18 protein-coding genes and 2 tRNA genes are annotated in these 22,024 nt (G+C 58.9%); 11 read left to right on the top strand and 9 right to left on the bottom strand.

Annotated elements, in window-relative coordinates; translation table 11 throughout:
• Positions 1–239 precede the first annotated feature (239 nt).
• Together HBO09_RS12280 and HBO09_RS12275 are read right to left on the bottom strand one after the other, a co-directional pair.
• Positions 240–316 (bottom strand) — tRNA-Met (locus tag HBO09_RS12280).
• Positions 317–588: 272 nt separating this feature from the next.
• Positions 589–665: transfer RNA gene (locus HBO09_RS12275), tRNA-Met, on the bottom strand.
• Positions 666–956: 291 nt separating this feature from the next.
• Here HBO09_RS12275 and dinB point away from each other — a divergent pair.
• Positions 957–2,015: a DNA polymerase IV gene (gene dinB / locus HBO09_RS12270; RefSeq protein WP_169993790.1), complete on the top strand. Its 1,059-nt coding sequence runs from the start codon at positions 957–959 to the stop codon at positions 2,013–2,015.
• Positions 2,016–2,043: 28 nt separating this feature from the next.
• Here the strand turns inward: dinB and HBO09_RS12265 are convergent, their stop codons facing one another.
• From HBO09_RS12265 to HBO09_RS12250, 4 genes are all read right to left on the bottom strand, one after another.
• Positions 2,044–2,997 (bottom strand): hypothetical protein, encoded by a 954-nt coding sequence (locus HBO09_RS12265; protein ID WP_169993788.1) that lies wholly within the window; start codon positions 2,995–2,997, stop codon positions 2,044–2,046.
• Positions 2,998–3,017: 20 nt separating this feature from the next.
• A complete protein-coding gene (locus HBO09_RS12260; protein ID WP_057439372.1) occupies positions 3,018–4,733 on the bottom strand; it encodes a proline--tRNA ligase in 1,716 nt (571 codons plus the stop codon).
• Positions 4,734–4,923: 190 nt separating this feature from the next.
• Entirely contained in the window at positions 4,924–6,456 is a 1,533-nt protein-coding gene (locus HBO09_RS12255) for an AmpG family muropeptide MFS transporter (RefSeq protein ID WP_169993786.1), read from the bottom strand.
• 43 nt (positions 6,457–6,499) lie between these two features.
• Positions 6,500–6,853: an MGMT family protein gene (locus tag HBO09_RS12250; RefSeq protein ID WP_169954607.1), complete on the bottom strand. Its 354-nt coding sequence runs from the start codon at positions 6,851–6,853 to the stop codon at positions 6,500–6,502.
• Positions 6,854–7,018: 165 nt separating this feature from the next.
• Between HBO09_RS12250 and HBO09_RS12245 the strand changes: the two genes are divergently transcribed.
• Positions 7,019–8,026, top strand: a complete 1,008-nt coding sequence (locus HBO09_RS12245) for a DUF481 domain-containing protein (protein ID WP_169993784.1) — start codon at positions 7,019–7,021, stop codon at positions 8,024–8,026.
• Positions 8,027–8,123: 97 nt separating this feature from the next.
• Here HBO09_RS12245 and HBO09_RS12240 read toward each other — a convergent pair whose 3' ends face one another.
• Positions 8,124–8,882, bottom strand: coding sequence for an SDR family oxidoreductase (locus tag HBO09_RS12240; protein WP_169993782.1), 759 nt, complete (start codon positions 8,880–8,882; stop codon positions 8,124–8,126).
• 75 nt (positions 8,883–8,957) lie between these two features.
• Between HBO09_RS12240 and HBO09_RS12235 the strand changes: the two genes are divergently transcribed.
• The 4 genes from HBO09_RS12235 (at position 8,958) to groL (ending at position 12,454) form a co-directional block, all read left to right on the top strand.
• Positions 8,958–9,689 (top strand): HugZ family protein, encoded by a 732-nt coding sequence (locus tag HBO09_RS12235; protein ID WP_169993780.1) that lies wholly within the window; start codon positions 8,958–8,960, stop codon positions 9,687–9,689.
• Between the two features lie 66 nt (positions 9,690–9,755).
• The gene (locus HBO09_RS12230) at positions 9,756–10,232 is read left to right on the top strand and encodes an FxsA family protein (protein ID WP_057439377.1); all 477 of its coding nucleotides are present in this window, start codon (positions 9,756–9,758) and stop codon (positions 10,230–10,232) included.
• Between the two features lie 229 nt (positions 10,233–10,461).
• Positions 10,462–10,758, top strand: coding sequence for a co-chaperone GroES (locus HBO09_RS12225; RefSeq protein ID WP_169993778.1), 297 nt, complete (start codon positions 10,462–10,464; stop codon positions 10,756–10,758).
• A 49-nt stretch (positions 10,759–10,807) separates the two neighbouring features.
• Entirely contained in the window at positions 10,808–12,454 is a 1,647-nt protein-coding gene (groL, locus tag HBO09_RS12220; protein WP_169993776.1) for a chaperonin GroEL, read from the top strand.
• A gap of 396 nt (positions 12,455–12,850) precedes the next feature.
• On the opposite strand, the gene HBO09_RS12215 is transcribed toward groL, so the two are convergent.
• Positions 12,851–14,788 carry an LTA synthase family protein gene (locus tag HBO09_RS12215; protein WP_169993774.1) on the bottom strand — a complete coding sequence of 646 codons (1,938 nt, stop codon included), beginning with the start codon at positions 14,786–14,788 and terminating at the stop codon, positions 12,851–12,853.
• A 201-nt stretch (positions 14,789–14,989) separates the two neighbouring features.
• On the opposite strand from HBO09_RS12215, the gene colR reads away from it, so the two are divergent.
• The 5 genes from colR to HBO09_RS28925 all read left to right on the top strand — a co-directional run bounded on the left by colR (position 14,990) and on the right by HBO09_RS28925 (position 18,759).
• The gene (gene colR / locus HBO09_RS12210; protein WP_029295378.1) at positions 14,990–15,673 is read left to right on the top strand and encodes a two-component system response regulator ColR; all 684 of its coding nucleotides are present in this window, start codon (positions 14,990–14,992) and stop codon (positions 15,671–15,673) included.
• Entirely contained in the window at positions 15,663–16,943 is a 1,281-nt protein-coding gene (locus tag HBO09_RS12205; protein ID WP_169993772.1) for a HAMP domain-containing sensor histidine kinase, read from the top strand. The genes colR and HBO09_RS12205 overlap by 11 nt, the downstream gene beginning before the upstream one ends.
• A gap of 187 nt (positions 16,944–17,130) precedes the next feature.
• Entirely contained in the window at positions 17,131–17,811 is a 681-nt protein-coding gene (locus tag HBO09_RS12200; protein WP_169993770.1) for a class I SAM-dependent methyltransferase, read from the top strand.
• Between the two features lie 4 nt (positions 17,812–17,815).
• Entirely contained in the window at positions 17,816–18,532 is a 717-nt protein-coding gene (locus HBO09_RS12195) for a lipopolysaccharide kinase InaA family protein (protein ID WP_169993767.1), read from the top strand.
• The gene (locus tag HBO09_RS28925) at positions 18,532–18,759 is read left to right on the top strand and encodes a hypothetical protein (protein ID WP_262381222.1); all 228 of its coding nucleotides are present in this window, start codon (positions 18,532–18,534) and stop codon (positions 18,757–18,759) included. Before HBO09_RS12195 ends, HBO09_RS28925 begins: the two co-directional genes overlap by 1 nt.
• A gap of 232 nt (positions 18,760–18,991) precedes the next feature.
• Here HBO09_RS28925 and HBO09_RS12190 read toward each other — a convergent pair whose 3' ends face one another.
• A complete protein-coding gene (locus HBO09_RS12190) occupies positions 18,992–22,024 on the bottom strand; it encodes a multidrug efflux RND transporter permease subunit (protein ID WP_169993765.1) in 3,033 nt (1,010 codons plus the stop codon).

Here is a 22,024-nt window from a genome sequence, read left to right as displayed (position 1 = left end):
CAGCCAAGTTACCAATCCCTATGTACAAAATAATTACAAATAGTAACGCGGATCACCGGGGCAGGCGACAGCGTCCATTGGTCGCGCAAGGATGTGCTCGGCACTTGAGCATAGCCCTTAAATGGAAGGACTTCGAAACCCGCGCGCGGTTTCATGAAAGATGCCATGCCATTGTTTCAAAAGAACTTTTTCTACAGATACAAAAAAGGCCACTCTTTCGAGTAGCCTTTTTTGATGTTTGGTTGCGGGAGCCGGATTTGAACCGACGACCTTCGGGTTATGAGCCCGACGAGCTACCAGACTGCTCCATCCCGCGTCTGTGGGCGGCATTCTACAGCGCAGCGACGAGGTGTCAACCGTTAATGACATAAAGGGCAAAATAACTGCGAATCAGCCTAAGTGCTCGATTGAAAACGAGTTTTCACTGTAGGCGCGAGCTTGTTGGCGAAAAGCCCAAGGGCGCCGAGTTGATGCTGGATGTCCGCGTTATCGTTAACGCCCTTCGCGAGCAAGCTCGCTCCTGCAGGATGGGAAGGAAATCGACGCGCACAAAAAAGGCCACTCTTTCGAGTAGCCTTTTTTGATGTTTGGTTGCGGGAGCCGGATTTGAACCGACGACCTTCGGGTTATGAGCCCGACGAGCTACCAGACTGCTCCATCCCGCGTCTGTGTGTCGGCATTCTACAGAGGAATGACTGTGTGTCAACCGCTGATTTCAAGAAAAGCGCTTGTGCTTCAATCGCTTAGCTCTCCAAGAGGCGTGCTGGAAGGGTTTGAGGCCAGTCTGGCCGTGGCTTCCAGCTCTATTGGGGGGAGTCTTTCGATTGAAAAAACGAATTCATCGAGGCTTTTTCCTACCGCTTTGTCAGATGATTCAAAGTACTGGTGCTATATACAGGTGTGAGTGCGATACTGGCGATCCGTCTACTTTACGTCTCGATCACGCCTTCCTTTATATGACGCAGCGCAAAATCATCCATGTCGACTGTGATTGTTTCTACGCTGCCATCGAAATGCGGGATAACCCGAGCCTGGCGCAAAAGCCGCTGGCGGTAGGGGGCTCGGCGGACCGGCGCGGGGTGATTGCCACCTGCAACTACGAGGCCCGGGCCTACGGCGTGCGTTCGGCGATGTCGTCGCGCCATGCGTTGAAACTGTGCCCCGACCTGACCATCGTCAAGCCGCGTATGGATGCCTATAAAGAAGCGTCGAAGGAAATCCACACGATTTTCCGCGATTACACCGATCTGATCGAGCCGTTGTCCCTGGACGAGGCTTACCTGGATGTTTCCGACTGCGCGCATTTTGGCGGCAGCGCCACACGCATCGCCCAGGATATCCGTCGGCGCGTTTCCAATCAGCTGCACATCACGGTTTCTGCGGGGGTGGCACCCAACAAGTTTCTGGCCAAGATCGCCAGCGACTGGAAAAAGCCCAACGGACTGTTTGTGATCACCCCGGACCAGGTGGAAGATTTCGTATCGCAGTTGCCAGTCAGCAAGCTGCACGGCGTCGGCAAGGTCACCGCCGACAAGCTGGCACGCCTGGGGATTGAGGATTGTCTGCAATTGCGCGAGTGGAACAAGCTGGCGCTGGTGCGCGAATTCGGCAGCTTTGGTGAGCGCTTATGGAGTTTGGCGCGTGGGATTGATGATCGTGCGGTGCATAACGACAGTCGCCGGCAATCGATCAGCGTGGAGAACACCTACGATGTCGATCTGCCGGACCTGCCCAGTTGCCTGGAAAAGCTGCCGGAACTGATGGAAACACTGGCTGGGCGCATGCAGCGTATCGACAGCAGTTATCGGCCGGGCAAACCCTTTGTCAAAGTGAAGTTCCACGACTTTACCCAGACCACCCTGGAGCAGGCGGTGGCGGGGCGGGATCTGGAGAGCTATCGGCAGTTGCTGACCCAGGCGTTCAATCGGGGCGGTAAGCCGGTGCGGTTGCTGGGGATTGGTGTGCGGTTGCTCGATTTGAGCGTGGGAAATGAACAGCTGGAACTGTCCCTGTAGGAGCCGGCAAGCCGGCTCCTACAGAGGGTCAGTGGGTGCCGGGGTCGGCCACCAGTCGGCCGCCATCCTTGGTCAGGGCCTTGAGAAATTCCTGCTGCAATTCGGGATCATTGCGCGTCAGTTCAATCAGGCTCTGTTCCAGCTCGCTGGCTTCTTCTTCCAGACCCAACTCCGACAAGCGCTTGACCCGATGTACCCATTGGCTGACTTCGTCATCCTCCAGATCGTCGTAGATCAGCGTATGGGCCTCCAGCAGCTTGCCACGCAGGGTGGTGCTGATGGCCAGGGATGCGTCCGAATGCACATCGTCCTGGGCATCTTCAATGCTGATCCGCAAGGTACGGACCTGGCTCAGGTCTTGTTCGGCAAACGGGCTGTCCAGCAGGTTCAGGCGCAGGACTCCGTTGCGGTCGGTGGTCATCTCATGGGTCTGCTTGCCGGCCTTTACCTGCACCGGTCGCTCGCTCCAGGGCAGGCTGGTGTACTCCAGGCGTCGGTCACGCTGGATTTCATCGATGCCCGCCAGGTTCTGTTGCGCCCGACCATGGGACTGCACGTTCATGAACGGGTTGAGCCCGGCCACGCCGTAACTGATCCAGTCGTGGGTCATGCTGTCCGGCAGGTTGCCCAGGGCAAAGATGTTCGCCACGTTGGCCCCAGCGCCCGCCACAACTGCCACGGCGCCCAGCGGGATCTCATAGAGTTCGCGCCAGGGTTGGTAGGGCGTGTAGCGATCATAGTGGCGCGTGACTTCAAATTCAGTGACTTCGAAAGTCCGCTGTTCATGAATGCGCACGCGGCGTTGTGGCAGCTCGAGCACTTTGGGGTCGCCGACATCAATCTGCAGGCTGTGGTCGAGCAATTTGCGCTCGATCCGTTCCTCGTGCTCGCTACGCTGCGACATCTGATTGGCGCAGCCGCTGACCAGCAGGGCGCCGCACAAGGCGGCGCCCCCCAGGGCTTTGGTGTTTCGCTTGAACATGACTTCTCTTGATCTGGTTTTCAGCGACGAATACGCGCCTGAAGGAAGGGCAGCACGTCAGCCACCGGCAACGGTTGGGCTTCGGCTTCGGTCCGGCTCTTGTATTCCAGATTGCCATCGGCCAGGCCGCGGTCACTGACCACGATCCGGTGAGGGATGCCAATCAGTTCCATGTCGGCAAACTTGATGCCCGGGCTGGTCTTCTTGTCGCGATCATCCAGCAGCACTTCGAAACCGGCGGCCGTCAGTTCGGCGTACAGTTTGTCGGTGGCTTCGCGAACCTGCTCGGTTTCGTAGCGCAGGGGTACCAGGGCGATCTGGAACGGCGCCAGGGTGTCGCTCCAGATGATGCCTTTGTCGTCGTGGTTCTGCTCGATGGCAGCCGCCACCACGCGGGAAACGCCAATGCCATAGCAACCCATTTCCAGGGTTACCGGCTTGCCGTTTTCGCCCAGCACTTCGCACTTCATCGCCTTGCTGTACTTGTTGCCCAGCTGGAAGATGTGCCCCACTTCGATACCGCGTTTGATTTCCAGAGTGCCCTTGCCATCCGGGCTTGGGTCACCGGCAACCACGTTGCGCAGGTCGGCCACGGTCGGTACTGGCAGGTCACGTTCCCAGTTGACGCCAAAGTAGTGCTTGTCGTCGATATTGGCACCGATGCCGAAGTCGCTCATCAGCTCGACCGAACGGTCGATGATGATCGGCAGTGGCAGGTTCAGCGGGCCCAGGGAACCAGCGCCGGCGCCAATGGCGTCACGCAGTTCGGCGTCCGAGGCCATGACCAGCGGGCTGGCCACGCCAGGTTGCTGGGCAGCCTTGATTTCGTTGAGCTCGTGGTCGCCACGGATAACCAGGGCGATCAGCTTGCCTTCTTCCTCGGCATGCACGATCAGGGTCTTGATGGTCTTTTCAATCGGCAGATTGAATTTCTCGACCAGGGCCGCGATGGTCTTGGTGTCTGGGGTATCGACCAGGCGCAGCTCTTCAGCCGGCGCCGGACGGGAAGTTTCCCGTGGCACGGCTTCGGCTTTCTCGATGTTGGCTGCGTAGTCGGAGCCGTCGCTGAAGACGATATCGTCTTCGCCGGACTCTGCCAGTACGTGGAACTCATGGGAGCCCGCGCCGCCGATGGAACCGTTATCCGCTTCGACTGGGCGGAACTTCAGGCCCAGGCGAGTGAACACGTTGCAATAGGCCTGGTGCATGCGGTCATAGGTGACTTGCAGCGAAGGCTGGTCGGCGTGGAACGAATAGGCGTCCTTCATGATGAATTCGCGGCCACGCATCAAGCCGAAGCGTGGGCGGATTTCGTCACGGAACTTGGTCTGGATCTGATACAGGTTGAGGGGCAGCTGTTTGTAGCTGCTCAACTCGTTGCGCATCAGGTCGGTGATCACTTCTTCATGGGTCGGGCCTGCGCAGAAGTCGCGGCCATGACGATCCTTGAAGCGCAGCAATTCCGGACCGTACTCTTCCCAGCGCCCGGATTCCTGCCACAGTTCAGCCGGCTGAGTGCTCGGCATCAATACTTCCAGAGAGCCGGCGGCGTTCATTTCTTCGCGAACGATCGCTTCGACCTTGCGCATCACCTTCAAGCCCATGGGCAGCCAGGTGTACAGGCCGGAGGCCAGTTTGCGGATCATACCGGCGCGCAGCATCAGCTGGTGGCTGATCACGACCGCGTCGGAAGGCGTTTCTTTCTGTGTGGCGAGCAAATATTGACTGGTGCGCATGGTAGGCCGTTGTCGGTTGCTTGGACTTGAAGTGACCTGGGATTGTACGGGCGGTCGCCGCCAGAGTACAGGCATTGGCTTTATGTGGGAGCTGGCTTGCCTGCGATGCAGGCGCCTCGGTGTGCCGGGCAAGCCGCGGTGATGCTATCGCGGGCAAGCCCGCTCCCACACAAGCCCGGCCCTGCAGGTGTCAACCTTCTTCGGGGGGATTCAAACGGATCCGTCGGCTTTCCTGGTACCAATGCAAGGCAATCAACAGCAGCGTCGGCACACCGAGCATTGCGGTGATCAGGAAGAAGTTGTGATAACCGAACTTTTCCACCATGACCCCCGAGTAACCGCCGATCAGCCGTGGCAACAGCAACATGATCGAGCTGAGCAGGGCGTACTGGGTGGCGGAGAACTTCAGGTTGGTCAGACTCGATAGATAAGCGACGAACGCCGAGGTCGCCAGGCCTGAGCTGAAGTTGTCCAGGGAGATGGTGAAGATCAGCATCTGCAGGTCGGCGCCCATGTCGGCCAGCATCAGGAACAGCAGGTTGGTGCCGGCCGAGGTGATGCCGCCGATGAACAGGATCGGCAGGATGCCGAACCGCACGATCAACAGGCCGCCCATACCGGCGCCGACCAGGGTCATGATCAGGCCGAAGATCTTGCTGACGCTGGCGATCTGGTCCTTGGTGAACCCCTGGTCGATATAGAACACGTTGGCCATCACGCCCATCACCGTGTCCGACATGCGGTAGGTGGCGATCAGCCCCAGCAGCAGCAGGGCCTGCCAGCGGTAGCGCAGGATAAAGTCGTTGACCGGCGTCAGCACCGGCGCCAGGCCTCGACGGCCCATGGCCGAGAGGCATAGGGCGGTGAGGGTGATATAGAGGATAGCGCGCAGGAATGCGCGGTCTTCCAGCAGCAGGTCGAGCAGGCTCACGCCTTCGAACAGCACGCTGGCAAAGTCGGTGTTGTAGAGCTGGGTGAACATCGCCGGTACTGACACCAACAGGATGATCAGTACAAATACCGACATCAGTTGGTGGGCAAACGTATAGCGCCCGGCCTGCAACTGGGTGCGCAGGGGCACATCGGGTTCACGCATGAAAAAGCTGGTCAGCAGGGCGGGGATCATCAGCACGCCGAACAGTACATAGGTGCCGGTCCATGCCGAATGCTTGTAGTTGAACCCCGTGGAGCCGAAGCCTTCGGCAAAGAACAGCGCGCCGGCGGTGGCTAGCAGGGCGGCGATGCGGTAGCCGGACATATAGCTGGCGGCCAGGGCGGCCTGGCGGCTGTCATCGGCGATTTCCAGACGATAGGCGTCCACCGCAATGTCTTGGGTTGCGGAGGCAAATGCGACGATAACGGCAATGGCGATCAGCCAGGACAGGTGTTTCTGCGGGTCGCAGAAGCCCATGCCGATCAAACCGAGAATCACCAGGGATTGGGACAGCACCAGCCAGGAACGACGACGTCCCAGCTTGCCCAACAGCGGCAGGCGCCATTGGTCCAACAGCGGTGACCAGACCCACTTGAACGCATACGCCAGGCCGATCAGGCTCGCATAGCCGATGGTCTCGCGTGCCACACCGGCTTCGCGCAACCAGACCGAAAGCGTCGAGAACACCAACATGTAAGGCAGGCCGGCGGCAAAACCGAGCAGTAACAGCACTAAAGTCGAGGGGCTGGCATAGGCAGCGAGCGCGGCGCGCCAGGTTTTACGGGGCATGGGCTGGAGTCTGCCTCAGATTTACGGAAACAAAGCGCGCACTCTAACCGCTGTGCTCTACCGGGCGCCAGCCATGGCGCTGAATATCAACGCGATTGTTCAGGATACTGACACCTTCGCTACGCAAACGCGCACGTTGTTCATCACCCGAAGCGCTGCCCACCGGCAGACTTATCCGACCGCCGGCGGCGACAACCCGATGCCAGGGCAACTTCGAACCCTCGGGAAGTTGGCTCAACGTGCGGCCCACGAAGCGCGCGGCACGCCCCAGTCCGGCCAGGTGCGCCAGTTCGCCGTAACTGACTACGCAGCCTTCGGGCACTTGGGCCAAGGTCAGGTACAGCGCGGTACGGCGCATTTCGGCCGGGTTTTGCGGGGTGTCGGCGGGCTCGTTCACTGTTCAGGCGACTCTGTTGAAATTGGTCGTGGATATGTAAGAAACGTCTGTAAAAATGCTGTTGAGATTTGAACTCAATAGAAAACCTTGAGTCAGTCCTTGCTAAGACTTCAGCTACGCCGATAATGCCTCCTTTTTCGCCAAACTTGAGCCCCATAACCGCTTATGTTGTCCAGAACCCTGCTGTGCCTCGCTGTCTTTACTGCTTCTACCCCTGTGCTGGCCGATACGGTCTGGTTGAAAAACGGTGATCGCCTGACTGGCAAGATCAAGGTTTTCGACGGCGGCAAACTGTTGATCCAGACCGAATACGCGGGTGCAATCCCGGTGGACTGGAAGCAGGTAAAAACCCTGGAAAGCGACCAGGAGTTGCTGGTCAAGCAGGATGCCTACATCGGCGAGAAGGCCAAGTCCCTGCATCCGGCCGAGGGTGGCAAGGTGGTCCTGGCCAACGGCGAGACACCGAAGACGGTGGAGTTGGCCAGCATCCAGCAGATCATCAAGCCCAAGCCTGTGATCGAAGACCTGGTGTGGAAGGGCAATGTCGACGTGGCGCTGGACTACAAGCGTGCGGAAAAAGACACCGACGACTATGACATCGACTTCAAGACCACTGCCCGTCACGGCAAGTGGCGCCATATAGCCGAAGGCGAATACAACCGCGAATTCCAGAACGAGGTGGTCACCACCGATAACTGGCGCGCCGAGTACGCGCTGGACCGCTTTATTACCGACCAGTGGTTCTGGCAGGGGCGCTTGACCTACAAGCACGACAAAGTTGAAGACCTGCGTCGCCAGCGCACCGTCGGTACCGGTCCGGGTTATCAGTTCTGGGACGATGAGCTGGGGGCATTCTCCCTGGGCTCGTTGCTCAACCGCACTGACTATGAGTACAAGGACGGCGGTAACGACAACTTCTATTCCCTGGCGATGAAGTGGGACTACAACCGCTACCTGATCGGCAAGACCGTGGAGTTTTTCACCAACGGCGAAGTGGGCAAACCCCTGGCCGGTCCGGCCGACTACGCCCTCGATGCCGAAATGGGCCTGCGTTATAAAGTCACCGAATGGGCTTCCCTCAACCTCAAGGCTGAGCGCGACATCATCAGCGGCAGTTCGGACAGCGACTTGAGCAAGACCCGTTACACCGCAGGCTTTGGCGTGACCTGGTAAGCCACCCTCCTGTGGGAGCTGGCTTGCCAGCGATAGCATCACCTCGAGGTGCCTGCATCGCCGGTAAGCCAGCTCCAGACACTGGGCAGCCCTGCTATTACAACCGCAACCCGCCATCCAGCTCCAGGATGCGCCCGGTGTAGTAGTCGTTCTCGAAGATATAGGCAGCCGAGTGGGCGATCTCTTGTGGCCGGCCCATGCGCTTGAGCGGGATCCCCGACGTCATCTTCTCCAGCGCTTCGGGCTTCATGCCCAGCGTCATTTCGGTCTCGATAAAGCCCGGCGCAATCCCCGCTACACGGATGCCATAACGCGCCAGTTCCTTGGCCCAGGTCACCGTCGCTGCGGCTACGCCGGCCTTGGCCGCCGAATAGTTGGTCTGGCCCACATTCCCCGCGCGGGAGATCGACGAGATGTTGATAATGGCGCCCTGGCTTTTCAGCTCGACCATCTTCGCCGCCACTTCGCGGGTGCAGAGGAACACGCCGGTCAGATTGACGTCGATCACCGCCTGCCACTGGGCCAGGCTCATCTTGGTCATCTCGCCGTCCTTGACCTTAAGCAACAAGCCATCGCGCAGGATTCCAGCGTTGTTGATCAAACCGTGGATCGCGCCGAAATCATCGGCGATCCGAGCCACGGTATGTGTCACCTGTTCTTCATCTGCCACGTTGCATAGATAGCTGCGTGCGGTGACGCCATGGGACTGGCATGCAGCCACTGCCGTATCGAGCTTTTCCTGATTGAGGTCCACCAGTGCCAAGTGAGCACCTTTGCTTGCAAAATACTCAGCCATGGAACGGCCCAAACCCTGGCAACCGCCGGTGATAATGATTACTTTGTCGTTGAGATGCATTCGCATGTCCTGTGAGCAGATTTAAGCGGTTGTCCAAGTCCGTTTTGTGACGGATCTTATCGAAGGAGTCATAAGTTGAGCGTCCACGTTGCCAAGAATGCCCGAGAACTACTGCTCAAGGAATACCGTGGGGCGCTCGCCACACACTCCAAGGCCATGCCTGGCTTTCCCTTTGGTTCGGTGGTGCCTTATTGCCTGGACGCAGAGGGCCGGCCGCTGATCCTGATCAGCCGTATTGCCCAGCACACCCATAACCTGCAAAAAGATCCAAAATGCTCATTGCTGGTGGGCGAGCGTGAGGCGGATGACGTGCAGGCCGTCGGGCGCCTAACCTACCTGGCCGAAGCCGAAAAGCTCGAGGACGAGGCGGCCATCGCCGCTGCCGCCGAGCGTTACTATCGGTATTTCCCGGATTCGGCGAACTACCACAAGGCCCATGACTTCGATTTCTGGGTGCTCAAGCCGGTGCGTCATCGTTATATCGGCGGCTTCGGCGCGATCCACTGGGTTGACCAACTGACCCTGGCCAATCCGTTTGCTGGCAAGGCCGAGCTGAGCATGATCGAGCACATGAACAGCGATCACACCAAGGCCATTGCCCATTACGTCGAGCTGGCTGGCTTGCCGACGTTCGAGCCCGCACAACTGGTCGGCATCGACAGCGAAGGCATGCACTTGCGCATCGGCCTGGGCGTGTATTGGCTGCCCTTTGCCGCAACTTGCAATACCCCGACACAAGTGCGCGAGGCCTTGGTTTCCCTGGCTCACGCCCAGGTCTGGCCGAAAAAAGCTGTTACCGAAGCTTGAATTCACGAAAGGGCGACGTCATCTAAGGTCTAGTAGCAAGGCATTCTTGCGTTGAGGAACCATTTGATGCGCCCTTTTTTATTGCTCTTTCTGCTGTTTCCGGTGCTGGAGCTGTTCGTATTCGTCAAGGTCAGCGGGGCTATCGGGTTTTTCCCGGCGCTGCTGCTGATCATTCTCGGCTCGATGCTCGGCGTGTTCGTGCTGCGTATCGCCGGCCTGGCCACTGCACTGCGTGCCCGTGAAAGCCTGAATCGCGGCGAACTGCCAGCCCAGACGATGCTTGAAGGCCTGATGATGGCCTTGGCCGGTGGCCTGTTGATCGTGCCGGGTTTTGTCAGCGATGTGCTGGGCTTGATTCTGTTGCTGCCATTCACTCGTCGGTTGCTGGCAGGCAAGCTGCGCCAGCGTGCCGAAGAAGCGGCGATCCGCCAGCGCGCCTTTGCCGATGACCTGCAGCCACGTGGCGGCCCGGCACCTCGCCAGCCCCTGGGGCGCGAAGGTGATGTGATCGAAGGTGAGTTCGAACACCGCGACTCCAAGTAACGCCATCCCAGATAAGGCGCCTTTGGGTGCCTTGCTGACACAAAAATTTTCACTTGTGGCCCTTGTAATAAGCATATACGCCCTTATGTAACGGTCACCGCAAGGTTTCTGGTGGCGACACCAGACAGACTTCCGCGTTTCGCCTGGCGAACCGCGACCGGCACCGCCGGATTACAACCAGCCGGTACTGATACCGGCCGATGAAACTTACAATTAGGAGAGATCGACAATGAGCAAGCTTCGTCCTCTGCACGACCGCGTCGTTATCCGTCGCAGCGAAGAAGAAAAGAAAACCGCTGGCGGTATCGTTCTGCCAGGTTCGGCTGCTGAAAAAGCCAACCACGGTGTGATCGTCGCTGCAGGCCCAGGCAAGACTCTGGAAAATGGTGAAGTGCGTGCGCTGGCCGTTAAAGTCGGTGACAAGGTTGTATTCGGTCCTTACTCCGGCAGCAACACTGTGAAAGTCGACGGCGAAGACCTGCTGGTTATGGCTGAGAACGAGATTCTCGCCGTTCTGGAAGACTGATTCCCCGCTCATTTTCCCGTTACTACAAAGTATTTAAGGAATATCGATCATGGCTGCTAAAGAAGTTAAATTCGGCGATTCCGCCCGCAAGAAAATGCTCACCGGTGTCAACATCCTGGCTGACGCAGTAAAAGCGACCCTGGGCCCGAAAGGCCGTAACGTGATCATCGAGAAGAGCTTCGGCGCTCCGACCATCACCAAGGACGGCGTTTCCGTAGCCAAAGAAATCGAACTGGAAGACCGTTTCGAAAACATGGGCGCGCAGCTGGTCAAAGACGTTGCCTCCCGTGCCAACGATGACGCAGGCGACGGCACCACCACCGCCACCGTTCTGGCTCAGGCAATCGTCAACGAAGGCTACAAAGCCGTCGCTGCCGGCATGAACCCGATGGACCTCAAGCGCGGCATCGACAAGGCGACCATCGCCATCGTTGCTGAGCTGAAAAACCTGTCCAAGCCATGCGCTGACACCAAGGCTATCGCTCAGGTAGGCACCATTTCCGCCAACTCCGACAGCTCCATCGGCGACATCATTGCCGAAGCCATGGAAAAAGTCGGTAAAGAAGGCGTGATCACCGTTGAAGAAGGCACTGGCCTGGAAAACGAACTGTCGGTTGTAGAAGGCATGCAGTTCGACCGTGGCTACCTGTCCCCGTACTTCGTCAACAAGCCTGAGACCATGGTTGCCGAGCTGGACAGCCCGCTGATCCTGCTGGTCGACAAAAAGATCTCGAACATCCGTGAAATGCTGCCAGTGCTGGAAGCCGTTGCCAAAGCCGGCCGTCCACTGCTGATCGTTTCCGAAGACGTTGAAGGCGAAGCCCTGGCGACTCTGGTTGTGAACAACATGCGCGGTATCGTTAAAGTCGCAGCCGTCAAGGCTCCAGGCTTCGGCGACCGTCGCAAGGCCATGCTGCAGGACATCGCCGTTCTGACCGGCGGTACCGTTATCTCCGAAGAGATCGGCCTGAGCCTGGAAAGCGCCACCCTGGAAAACCTGGGTAGCGCCAAGCGCGTGACCATCTCCAAGGAAAACACCATCATCGTTGACGGTGCTGGCGTTGAGCTGGACATCCAGGCGCGCATCACCCAGATCCGTGCCCAGGTTGCTGAAACCTCCTCGGACTACGACCGTGAAAAACTGCAAGAGCGTCTGGCCAAGCTGTCTGGCGGCGTTGCAGTGATCAAGGTTGGCGCTGGTTCCGAAGTTGAAATGAAAGAGAAGAAAGCCCGCGTTGAAGACGCCCTGCACGCAACTCGTGCAGCCGTTGAAGAAGGCGTGGTACCTGGCGGTGGCGTTGCGCTGATCCGTGCTCTGGAAGCCCTGACCGGTCTGACCGGCGACAATGCTGACCAGAACGTGGGTATTGCTGTACTGCGTCGTGCTGTTGAAGCACCGCTGCGCCAGATCGCTGCCAACTCCGGCGACGAGCCAAGCGTTGTGGTCAACGAAGTCAAGAACGGCAAAGGTAACTACGGTTACAACGCTGCGACTGGCGTCTACGGCGACATGATCGAAATGGGCATCCTGGACCCAACCAAGGTGACTCGTTCGGCGCTGCAAGCAGCATCCTCCATCGGCGGTCTGATCCTGACCACCGAAGCTGCGATCGCTGATGCACCGAAGAAAGAAGGCTCGGCTGGCGGCGGTATGCCAGACATGGGCGGCATGGGTGGCATGGGCGGCATGATGTAAGCCAGCCTTACCCCTGTACTGAAAAAGCCCCGCCAGCGTCATGCTGGCGGGGCTTTTTTATGTGCCTCTGTAAGAGCGAGCTTGCTCGCGAAAAACGTCAACGATAACGCGTTCACCATGAACAAACGCATCGCCCTCAGGTTCTTCGCGAGCAAGCTCGCTCCTACAGGGCTGCTGCGTTCTAGCAAGCGTTGCTTGAAGTCATCACTGGCCGCCTGGTAGTGATCCTGACGACCGAAGCTGCGATCACGGATGCACCGAAGAAAGAAGGCTCGGCTGGCGGGGCTTTTTTATGTGCATCTGTAGGAGCGAGCTTGCTCGCGAAAAACGTCAACGATAATGCGTTCACCATGAACAAACGCATCGCCCTCAGGTTCTTCGCGAGCAAGCTCGCTCCTACAGGGCTGCTGCGTTCTTGGGTAACTTCCAGTTCAGCAGGTGTTGCTTGAAGTTATAACTGGCCGCCTGGTAGTAAGTGATCGCGCGCAGGATCAGCGGATCATCGCTGTCGCTCCGCGATTCCTGGCTTGCCCCCAGGGCCTGGTCATGGCGCCGCAGGCCTTGGCGTGGGCTGAGGATGGCCAGGTTGGTACCGTCAAACAAGCCCAGGTGCTGATAGTTGCCGACCACCACACGAGGTGGCAACGGGTTGTCCTGCAACAGGTTGCGGCCGAAAAATGTCGATTCATAGCTTAGGTTCAACAGGCCCAGAAGGGTCGGGGCGATGTCGATCTGGCTGGCCAGTTGTGCGCTTTCCCGGGCCTCGATCAATTTCGGCGCGTAGATAAACAACGGAATCTGGTAGTTGGCGATGGGCAAGTCTTCCTGGCCCGCGCTGCCGGCAGTGTGGTCGGCGACAAACACGAAGATCGTATTGTCGAACCACGGTTTTTGGCGTGCCGCCTGCAGGAACTGGCCGATGGCGTAGTCGGTGTATTTCACCGCACCGTCACGACCATTGCCGGACTTGATGTCGATCCTGCCGTCCGGATAGGTGTAGGGCCGGTGGTTGGAGGTGGTCATCAACTGCAATAGAAACGGTTGCTGCTTGGCATAACCGGCATCCGCCAGCTTCAAGGTTTGCTTGAAGAGGTCTTCATCGGCCATGCCCCAGGCGTTTTTAAAGCTGATTTCGGATTCGGCGACACTGCTCTGGTCGACCACCCGATAACCGTTGCCGCTGAAAAATGCATTCATATTGTCGAAGTAGCCGCGGCCACCATACACAAACACGCTGTCATAACCGATTGCACTGAGCTGTTGACCCAGGCTGGCAAAGCCGCTTTCCCGGCCAATCCGCTTGACGATGGAGCGCCCTGGAGTGGGCGGAATGGCCAGGGTAATGGCCTCCAGGCCGCGGTCGGTGCGGGTACCGGTGGCGTAGAAATTGTTGAAATACAGGCTGTGTTTACGCAACTCATCAAGGTTGGGGGTCAGGTTGCGTCCATCGCCATTACTGCCCATGTATTTGGCGCTGAAACTTTCGATGGTCACCAGGACGATATTGGGTTTGCGCAGGGTGCCGGGGTTGTCGATGGCGCGGCGGATATCCAGTGGGTCAGTGCCGATGAAACGGGCATTGGGTTCACTGAGTTCCGGACGTAATTGGCGGGCTACAATGTCGGCCGGCAGGCTTTTGTAGAATTGGCTGTAGTCCAGTTCATTGTTGCGGAACGCAGCGAAGAATTGGTAAGGGCCATTGCTCGCCAGCTCGTTGTTATAGGCGTTACCACCCTGGCTACGGGGGCTGTCCTGGCTGATCAACTGCAGGCTCAGGCCGGCGACCAGCAGCAGCCCCAAGGCATTGACCAAGCGCCCGCGCATGGCCGGCAGCGGTGAGTCGAGTGCGGCGTTGAACAGTTTGCGCAAGGCCAGGCTCAAGACAATCGCCAGTATCGCCAACAGGCTCAACAGCTTGCCGATCGGGTAGGACTCCAACAGGTTGTTCAACACCTCATCGGAGTACACCAGGTAATCGACGGCAATAAAATTGAAGCGCACGCCGAACTCATCCCAGAACAGCCATTCGGCCACTGAGGTGAACAACATGGCGAACAGGCTGACGGTCAGTACGCCTTGCAGGAACCAGCGATGGCCGCGTCGCCGCCAGAGAGCGGGTGGACACAGCAGCAGATACAGGCCCAGGGGCAGCGCGGCATAGGCCAGGAAACCCAGGTCGTAGAGCAGGCCTACGCCGAACACGGGCAGCAGGTTGCCGCTGACTTCATCCATGTGGGTTAGGAGCAGTACGCTGCGGGTCAATAGAAAAATGACCAGCCAGGCGCCGGTTACCAACAGCAAATAGCGCATTGGCGCAGTTTTGATAAAACCCATATCCAAGTTCCTTATATCAATGGGGGGCGATTTTCACTCTGGCACTGTAGTCGAGCTGTGAAGCGATAGTGAAAAACTCGTTGCAATGGGCAATCGGTTGAAAAGATTTATAGGTTGACCGCTCAGCCCTAGCGGTAAGCCATACTTGGCCTTAAGCTGCGCGAGCCAACAAGGCCGTTACCGCGTACGGAGACACTGCCCATGCGAATTTTATTGGTTGAAGACAACCGCGATATTCTGGCCAACCTGGCGGATTACCTGGGGCTCAAGGGCTACACCGTGGACTGTGCGCAGGACGGTTTGTCAGGCCTGCACCTGGCCGCCACCGAGCATTACGACCTGATCGTGCTCGATATCATGCTGCCCGGCATTGATGGCTACACCCTGTGCAAACGCCTGCGTGAAGATGCGCGTCGCGATACGCCGGTGATCATGCTCACCGCTCGCGATCAACTGGACGACCGCCTGCAAGGTTTCAAGTCGGGTGCCGACGACTACCTGCTCAAGCCGTTTGCCCTATCGGAGTTGGCCGCACGTATCGAAGCGGTGCTGCGTCGGGCCCAGGGCGGTGGTCGGCGGGAGCTGCAAGTCGGTGATCTGTCCTACGACCTCGATACCCTGGAAGTGACCCGCGAAGGGCGTTTGCTCAAGCTCAACCCGGTCGGCCTGAAACTGCTCGCCGTGCTGATGCAGAAAAGCCCTCACGTCCTGCGTCGCGAAGTGTTGGAAGAAGCCCTATGGGGCGATGACTGCCCGGACAGCGACAGCCTGCGCAGCCATGTCCACCAACTGCGCCAGGTGATCGACAAGCCATTTGCCAAGCCATTGCTGCAAACCGTGCATGGCGTGGGTTATCGCTTGGCCGAGGGCCGTGATGGAGTTTAAGCAAAGCCTTGCCCAGCGGATCATCATCGCCTTTGCGCTGATGAGCGCGCTGGTGGCGGGGGCCTTTGCCATGGGCATCGTCGCCACGGTGCACCTGGTGGAAGAAAAACTGATTTCAGCGGGCCTGGGCGGCGATTTGCAACGCCTGCTGCTGATGGACAGTGTCGAAGACTGGCGCCACCGGCCCGAGCCGGACCAGTTGTTCTACTTCAGCGGCGGGCGCGGGGATTTTGAGCTGCCCAAGGACTTGCGGCATCTGGATGCGGGCTTTCACGAAGTGTTTCGCGAAGCGCTGTCCTACCACGCCATGGTCGAGATCGTAGACGGCCGGCGTTATGTTCTACTGCAAGACCAGAGCGATTTTGAAGAGCGCGAGCGGGTGCTGTTTGCGGTGGTGCTGGTGGGGTTTGTTCTCAGCCTGGCGCTGGCGGTATTCCTCGGCTGGGTCCTGGCCCGCAAGGTGATGGCTCCGGTGGTGCGCCTGGCGCGCCAGGTGCGTCATCGTGACCAATTGTTGGGTCTGGCCCCGCCGTTGGCTCCGGACTACGCCGCCGACGAAGTGGGCGAGCTGGCAGTGGCGTTCGACGCCACCCTCGGCCGCCTACGCCAGGCGCTGACCCGTGAGCGCCTGTTTACCAGTGATGTCAGCCATGAACTGCGGACGCCGCTGATGGTGCTGGCCAGTTCCTGCGAACTGCTGCTGGAAAACCCGGCCATTGACGCACGGGGACGCAAACAGGTCGAGCGCATCGCCCGGGCCTGCGAGGAAATGCGCGAGCTGGTGCAAACCTTCCTGATGCTGGCCCGTGCCCAGCATGACGACACCACCATGTCACCCCAGGTCAGCCTGACCCAAGTCGCCGAGGACTTGCTGGGGATCTGGCGTGAACCCATCGAGCGCAAGGGCATCGAGCTGTTCTACCAGCCGGGCACCCCCCTCGATATCTGCTACAACGCGACCTTTTTGCATGCGGTGATGGGTAACCTGTTGCGCAACGCCCTGCATTACACGGAACAGGGTTTTATCCGCCTGACCCTGGAACCCACGGGGTTTGTGGTGGAAGACACCGGCGTGGGCATCCCCGAGGACAAGCGCGAAGCCATGTTCGAGCCCTTTGTACGCGGCAATGAAAAACGCGGCGATGGCCTGGGCCTGGGGTTATCGCTGGTGCAGCGGATCTGCGATAACCAGGGCTGGGTCGTCAGTCTCAGCACCATGGAACCCAGCGGCTGCCGTTTCCATGTTGAATTGAGCCACGTCAAACCCTGATCCGTTCCTGCCCCTATCCTGGGGCAGACTCCCTCCTTTTCGACGAAGATGGCCTCCTGCCATGCTTTTTCCCTGTAAAACCTTGTAATTCTTTGGGGTTGGACGGGACGTTTTTTTCACAAAGGGTTGACCTGCGGATGACGTGCGACTGCTTAAGGTTGTAGGCATCAGTCCAGGAGACCCGTTGATGGCTACCCCGATCAAGCTTGAATTTTCCGACAAGTACGACGACCGGCACGCTCAGCAGTACTTGCTTAAACACCAGGACACTTTGGCGCGCCGGTTATCCCACAAACGGGACGAGCAATTGGCCCGTGGTGCGCTGGCGATGGCCGGTGAGCCTGGCCTGGTATTGGACTTGCCGTGCGGTGCCGGACGTTTCTGGCCGCTGCTGACAGAAAAGCCCAACCGGATCGTTATTGGTGCGGACAATTCCGAGTCCATGCTGAACATCGCCATGGGGTCGCAACCGGCGGATGTGGTCAAGCAGGTACGGCCCTTGCAGACATCTGCCTTTGATATCGATTTGCCAGATAACGCCGTGGACAGCATTTTTTGCATGCGCCTGTTGCACCACATTGGCGATCCTGCCCACCGAATGGCGATATTGAAGGAATTTCAACGAGTTACCCGCGACAGCGTGATCATTTCATTGTGGGTGGATGGCAACTTCAAGGCCTGGAAACGCAAGCGCCTGGAAGTGCAGCGCCGCAACAAAAGTGAGCAAGACAGTTACCGAAATCGATTTGTGTTACCGGCTGCTACTGTTGAAGCTGAGTTTGAGCAAGCTGGTTTCCGCGTCCAGGAGTATTTGGACTTCATACCGCTGTACGCCATGTGGCGAGTGTATGTATTGCGCAAGAGGTAGCAGGATGGCAGTTGAGTACGTAGCAGGCAGTCACGTAGCTCCCGAAGAGCGGTTTGATTATTTTTGGCGGCAGCAGGGCGAGTGGGTCGAGGCACCCAATCGACGTCGTGGTGGCGAAAGCGGCGTACAGCGGGTGATCGGGACCAATGGGCGGCTGCTCTACAGCAAGCGCCAGACCGGTCATACCTATCGCAGCTGGCTGCACCCCTTTGGGCGGCCTACGGTGCTGCGTGAGCGTGATGCGCTCAGGGGCCTGCGTTTGCTCGATGTCGGTGTTCCGGAGTTGGTGTTCTGTGGCGCCCGTCGTGACCCTGAACATCAATGGAAGGCCTTGTTGGTGACGGCGTCATTGGAGGGTTTCGAGGAAATCGACAGCTGGTACGCCACCGGTGGCCGCGAGCAATGCGGGGAACTGGCGCATGAGCGACTGCTTGATGAACTGGCGCAAACCCTGGCGCGCATGCACAAAGGGCGTTGGCAGCATGGCTGCTTGTACAGCAAGCATATCTTTGTGCGGGTCAGCGGGGCGGGTGAGGGCGCGACGGTGGCAGTGGCGCTACTGGATCTGGAAAAGTGTCGCCAACGCTTGACCGCCCGGCGGGCCGCCGCCCATGACATGGAGCAATTGCGTCGCCATTCGTCGTGGAATGCCGCCGACTGGCAAAAACTCAGCTACTTTTACGAAACGGCGTTTGGCAGCGCTATCAAGGGTTTAACCTAATGAAGCTAGAAATAGCACGAGGTTTGTTTCTGGTGGGGGCCTTGGGCATCGCCTCCCTGGCCCTGGCTGCCTGGGAGCAGCCCCGCACAGAAGTCCTCAGCGCGGAGCACAGTGGTGGGCAATGCCCGCTGCCGCGCATCGCCAAGACCACGGGGGTTACGCAGCCTGATCATCAGCTTTTGCTGTTTATGTTTGGAATGTCCCAAGGGATGAGGCCCGCGAGTTGAAGAGATCGCCGCCCCTATGAAAGGCCTCGCATTGCGAGGCCTTTTGTTTTGTGCGTACCTGTGGCGAGGGGGCTTGTCCCCCGTTGGGCTGCGAAGCAGCCCCAAAACCTGCCACCTCGGCGTATCTGATCAGCCGCAGTGGAGATTACAGATTGGGGCTGCTTCGCAGCCCAACGGGGGACTAGTCCCCTCCCCACAAGTCAGTGCCGTTGCCGCACAAATGGATAGGTACTCAATCAGCCAAGGGATCACGCTTGGCCAACAACGTATACACACACGGCAATACGAACAACGTAAACAACGTACCCACCGACATCCCTGTAGCAATCACCATCCCGATATCAAACCGGCTGACCGCCCCCGCGCCCGTGGCAAAGATCAACGGCACCATGCCAAACACCATCGCCGCCGTGGTCATCAATACCGGGCGCAGGCGAATCGCCGCGGCTTCTTCCACGGCTTCGCGGGGTGTCAGCCCCTTCTCCTTGCGCAACTGGTTGGCAAACTCGACGATCAGAATCCCATGCTTGCTGATCAGCCCGATCAACGTCACCAACCCCACCTGGGTGTAGATGTTCATGCTCGACCAACCGAGGAACAACGGGATCAGCGCGCCGCAGATCGACAGCGGCACCGTCACCAGTATTACCAGTGGGTCACGGAAGCTCTCGAACTGCGCCGCCAGCACCAGGAAGATAATCGCCAGTGCCAAGCCAAAGGTGACCCACAGTGCGCTGCCTTCCTGGATGAACTGGCGCGAGGCGCCGCTGTAGTCGAAGGCGTAGCCGGCCGGGGTTTCTTCGATGGCGATCTGGCGCACGGTGTCGATGGCCTCGCCCATGCTGACAATCGGAAAGCCCGAGATCAGCGCCGAGTTGAGTTGCTGGAACTGGTTCAGTTGGCGCGGCCGGGCGCGGTCGCTGACGCTGATCAGGGTCGACAGCGGCAGCAGTTCGCCCTGGGCGTTTTTCACGTAGTAATTGCTCAGCCATTCGGGGTTGTCCCGGTAGGCCCGCTCGACCTGGGCGATGACCTTGTAGCTGCGGCCATCAATGGTGAACCGGTTGATTTCCGCCTCCGCCAGCAAGGTCGCCAGGGTGCTGCCCAGATCCTGCATCGAGACGCCCATCTGCGCGGCCTTGGCACGGTCGATATCCACCACCACCTCGGGTTTGTCGAACGCCAGGTCGATATCCACAAAGGCGAACTTGCCCGACTCCATGGCGCGTTTTTTCACACGGTCGGCCACTTGCAGCAGTGACTCATAGTCATTGGGCGTATTGATCACAAAACCAAAGGGCAGGCCCTCGCCGGTGCCCGGCAGCGATGGCAGGTTGAAGCCGAATACCTGCAAGCCCGGAATCTGCTCCAGGCGTTTTTGCACCTCAGGCAGGATTTGCATCTGGGTGCGCTCGCGCTCGTTCCACGGCTTGAGCAGGAAGCCGCCGATACCCGATTGCACACCATTGAAGCCATTGATCTGGAACGAGGAGTAGTACTCCGGGAAGTCCTTGAAGATCGTGATGAACTCGTCGGTATAGGTGTTCAGGTAGTCCAGGTTGGTCGGCTGCGGCGCGCTGGCAATCATGAAGATAATGCCCTGGTCTTCGTCTGGAGCCAGTTGCGACTGGGTGAATTTGAGGAACACCGGGATCAGGCACAGCACGATCAGGGCAAACACGATCACCACCGGCCGGGTGTTCAAGGTGCCGTGCAACAGGCTCTGGTAGCGGCGCTTGAGGCCTTCGAAGATCCGGTCCAGGCGATGGGCCAGGCCGCTGGGGTTTTCGTCGTGGCGCAACAGCAGGGCGCACATCATCGGCGACAGGGTCAGGGCGACGATGCCGGAAATCACCACCGCCCCGGCCAGGGTCAGGGCGAACTCCTTGAACAGAGCCCCAGTCAGCCCCTCCAGGAAACCGATGGGCGCATACACCGCCGCCAGGGTGATGGTCATCGACACCACCGGCACCGCAATCTCCCGCGCGCCTTCCAACGCGGCATCCAATGGTTTCTTGCCGTCTTCGATATGGCGGTGGATGTTCTCCACCACCACAATTGCATCGTCCACCACCAGACCGATGGCCAGGACCATTGCCAGCAGCGTCAGCAGGTTGATGGAGTAGCCCATCAGTTGCATGAAAAACAGCACGCCAATCATCGACAGCGGGATGGTGACTACAGGGATCACCACCGAGCGCAGCGCCCCGAGAAACAGGAACACCACGACAATCACGATCAGCACCGCTTCAAACAGGGTCTTGACCACCTCGTTGATGGACGCCTGGATAAACAGCGTGGCGTCGTAGGCAATTTCTGCCTTGAGGTTGGGCGGCAACTGGGACTCGAGCTCCGGCATCAGCTTGCGTACTTCCTTGATCACATCCAGCGGGTTGGCGCTGGGCGTGGCCTTGATGCCGATATACACCGAGGGCGTGCCGCCAAAGGAGCTGATGGCGTTGTAGTTTTCCGCGCCCATTTCCACCCGGGCCACGTCGCCGAGCAGCACCCGGCTGTCGCCATCGGTCTTCACGGTGATGGCGGCGAAGGCTTCGGCGGTCTTGAGGTCGGTGTTGGCATTGATGCTGGTGACCACATACTCGCCCTTCACTTCGCCGGCGGCGGAGAGAAAGTTGTAGTTGCGCACGGCATTGGTGACGTCGCCGGCGCTCAGGCCGAAGCCCGCGAGCTTGACCGGGTCCAGCCACAGGCGCATGGCAAATACCTGGTTGCCGAGGATCTCGGCCTCGGCCATGCCGGGCAGGGTGGCCAGCTTGGGCTGGATCACTCGCGATAGATAGTCGGTGATTTGCGGGTTGCTCAGTTGCTGGCTGGAGAAACTGATGTACATCAGCGCCGAGGCGTCTGCGGCTTCTTTGCTCAATACCGGGTCTTCTGCGTCCTGGGGCAGTTTGTTTTTGACCTCGTTGGCCTTGGCCAGCAGCTCGGTGAACAGGCGATCGCTGTTGGCGCCGATTCGCGCATAGATGGAAATCACCGAGAAGTTCTGGCGACTGACCGAGGTCATGTAGTCGATGCCTTCAGCGCTCGCCAGACTTTGCTGCAAGGGTTGTGTGATGTAGCCCTGGATCGTCTCGGCATTGGCCCCGGGGTAAGCGGTGGTCACCGTGATCAGCGCATTCTCCATGGACGGGTATTGGCGCAACGGTAGTTTGCTGTAGGCCTGGAAACCCAACAGCACGATCAGCAGGCTGACCACCATGGCCAGCACCGGGCGGCGGATAAACGTGTCGGTAAACGCCAT

This window comes from Pseudomonas sp. WS 5027, assembly GCF_012985695.1.
GTDB classification, from domain to species: domain Bacteria; phylum Pseudomonadota; class Gammaproteobacteria; order Pseudomonadales; family Pseudomonadaceae; genus Aquipseudomonas; species Aquipseudomonas hygromyciniae.
The sequence above is the reverse complement of the archived record's forward strand: the minus strand, read 5'-3'. Positions and strand labels throughout refer to the sequence as shown.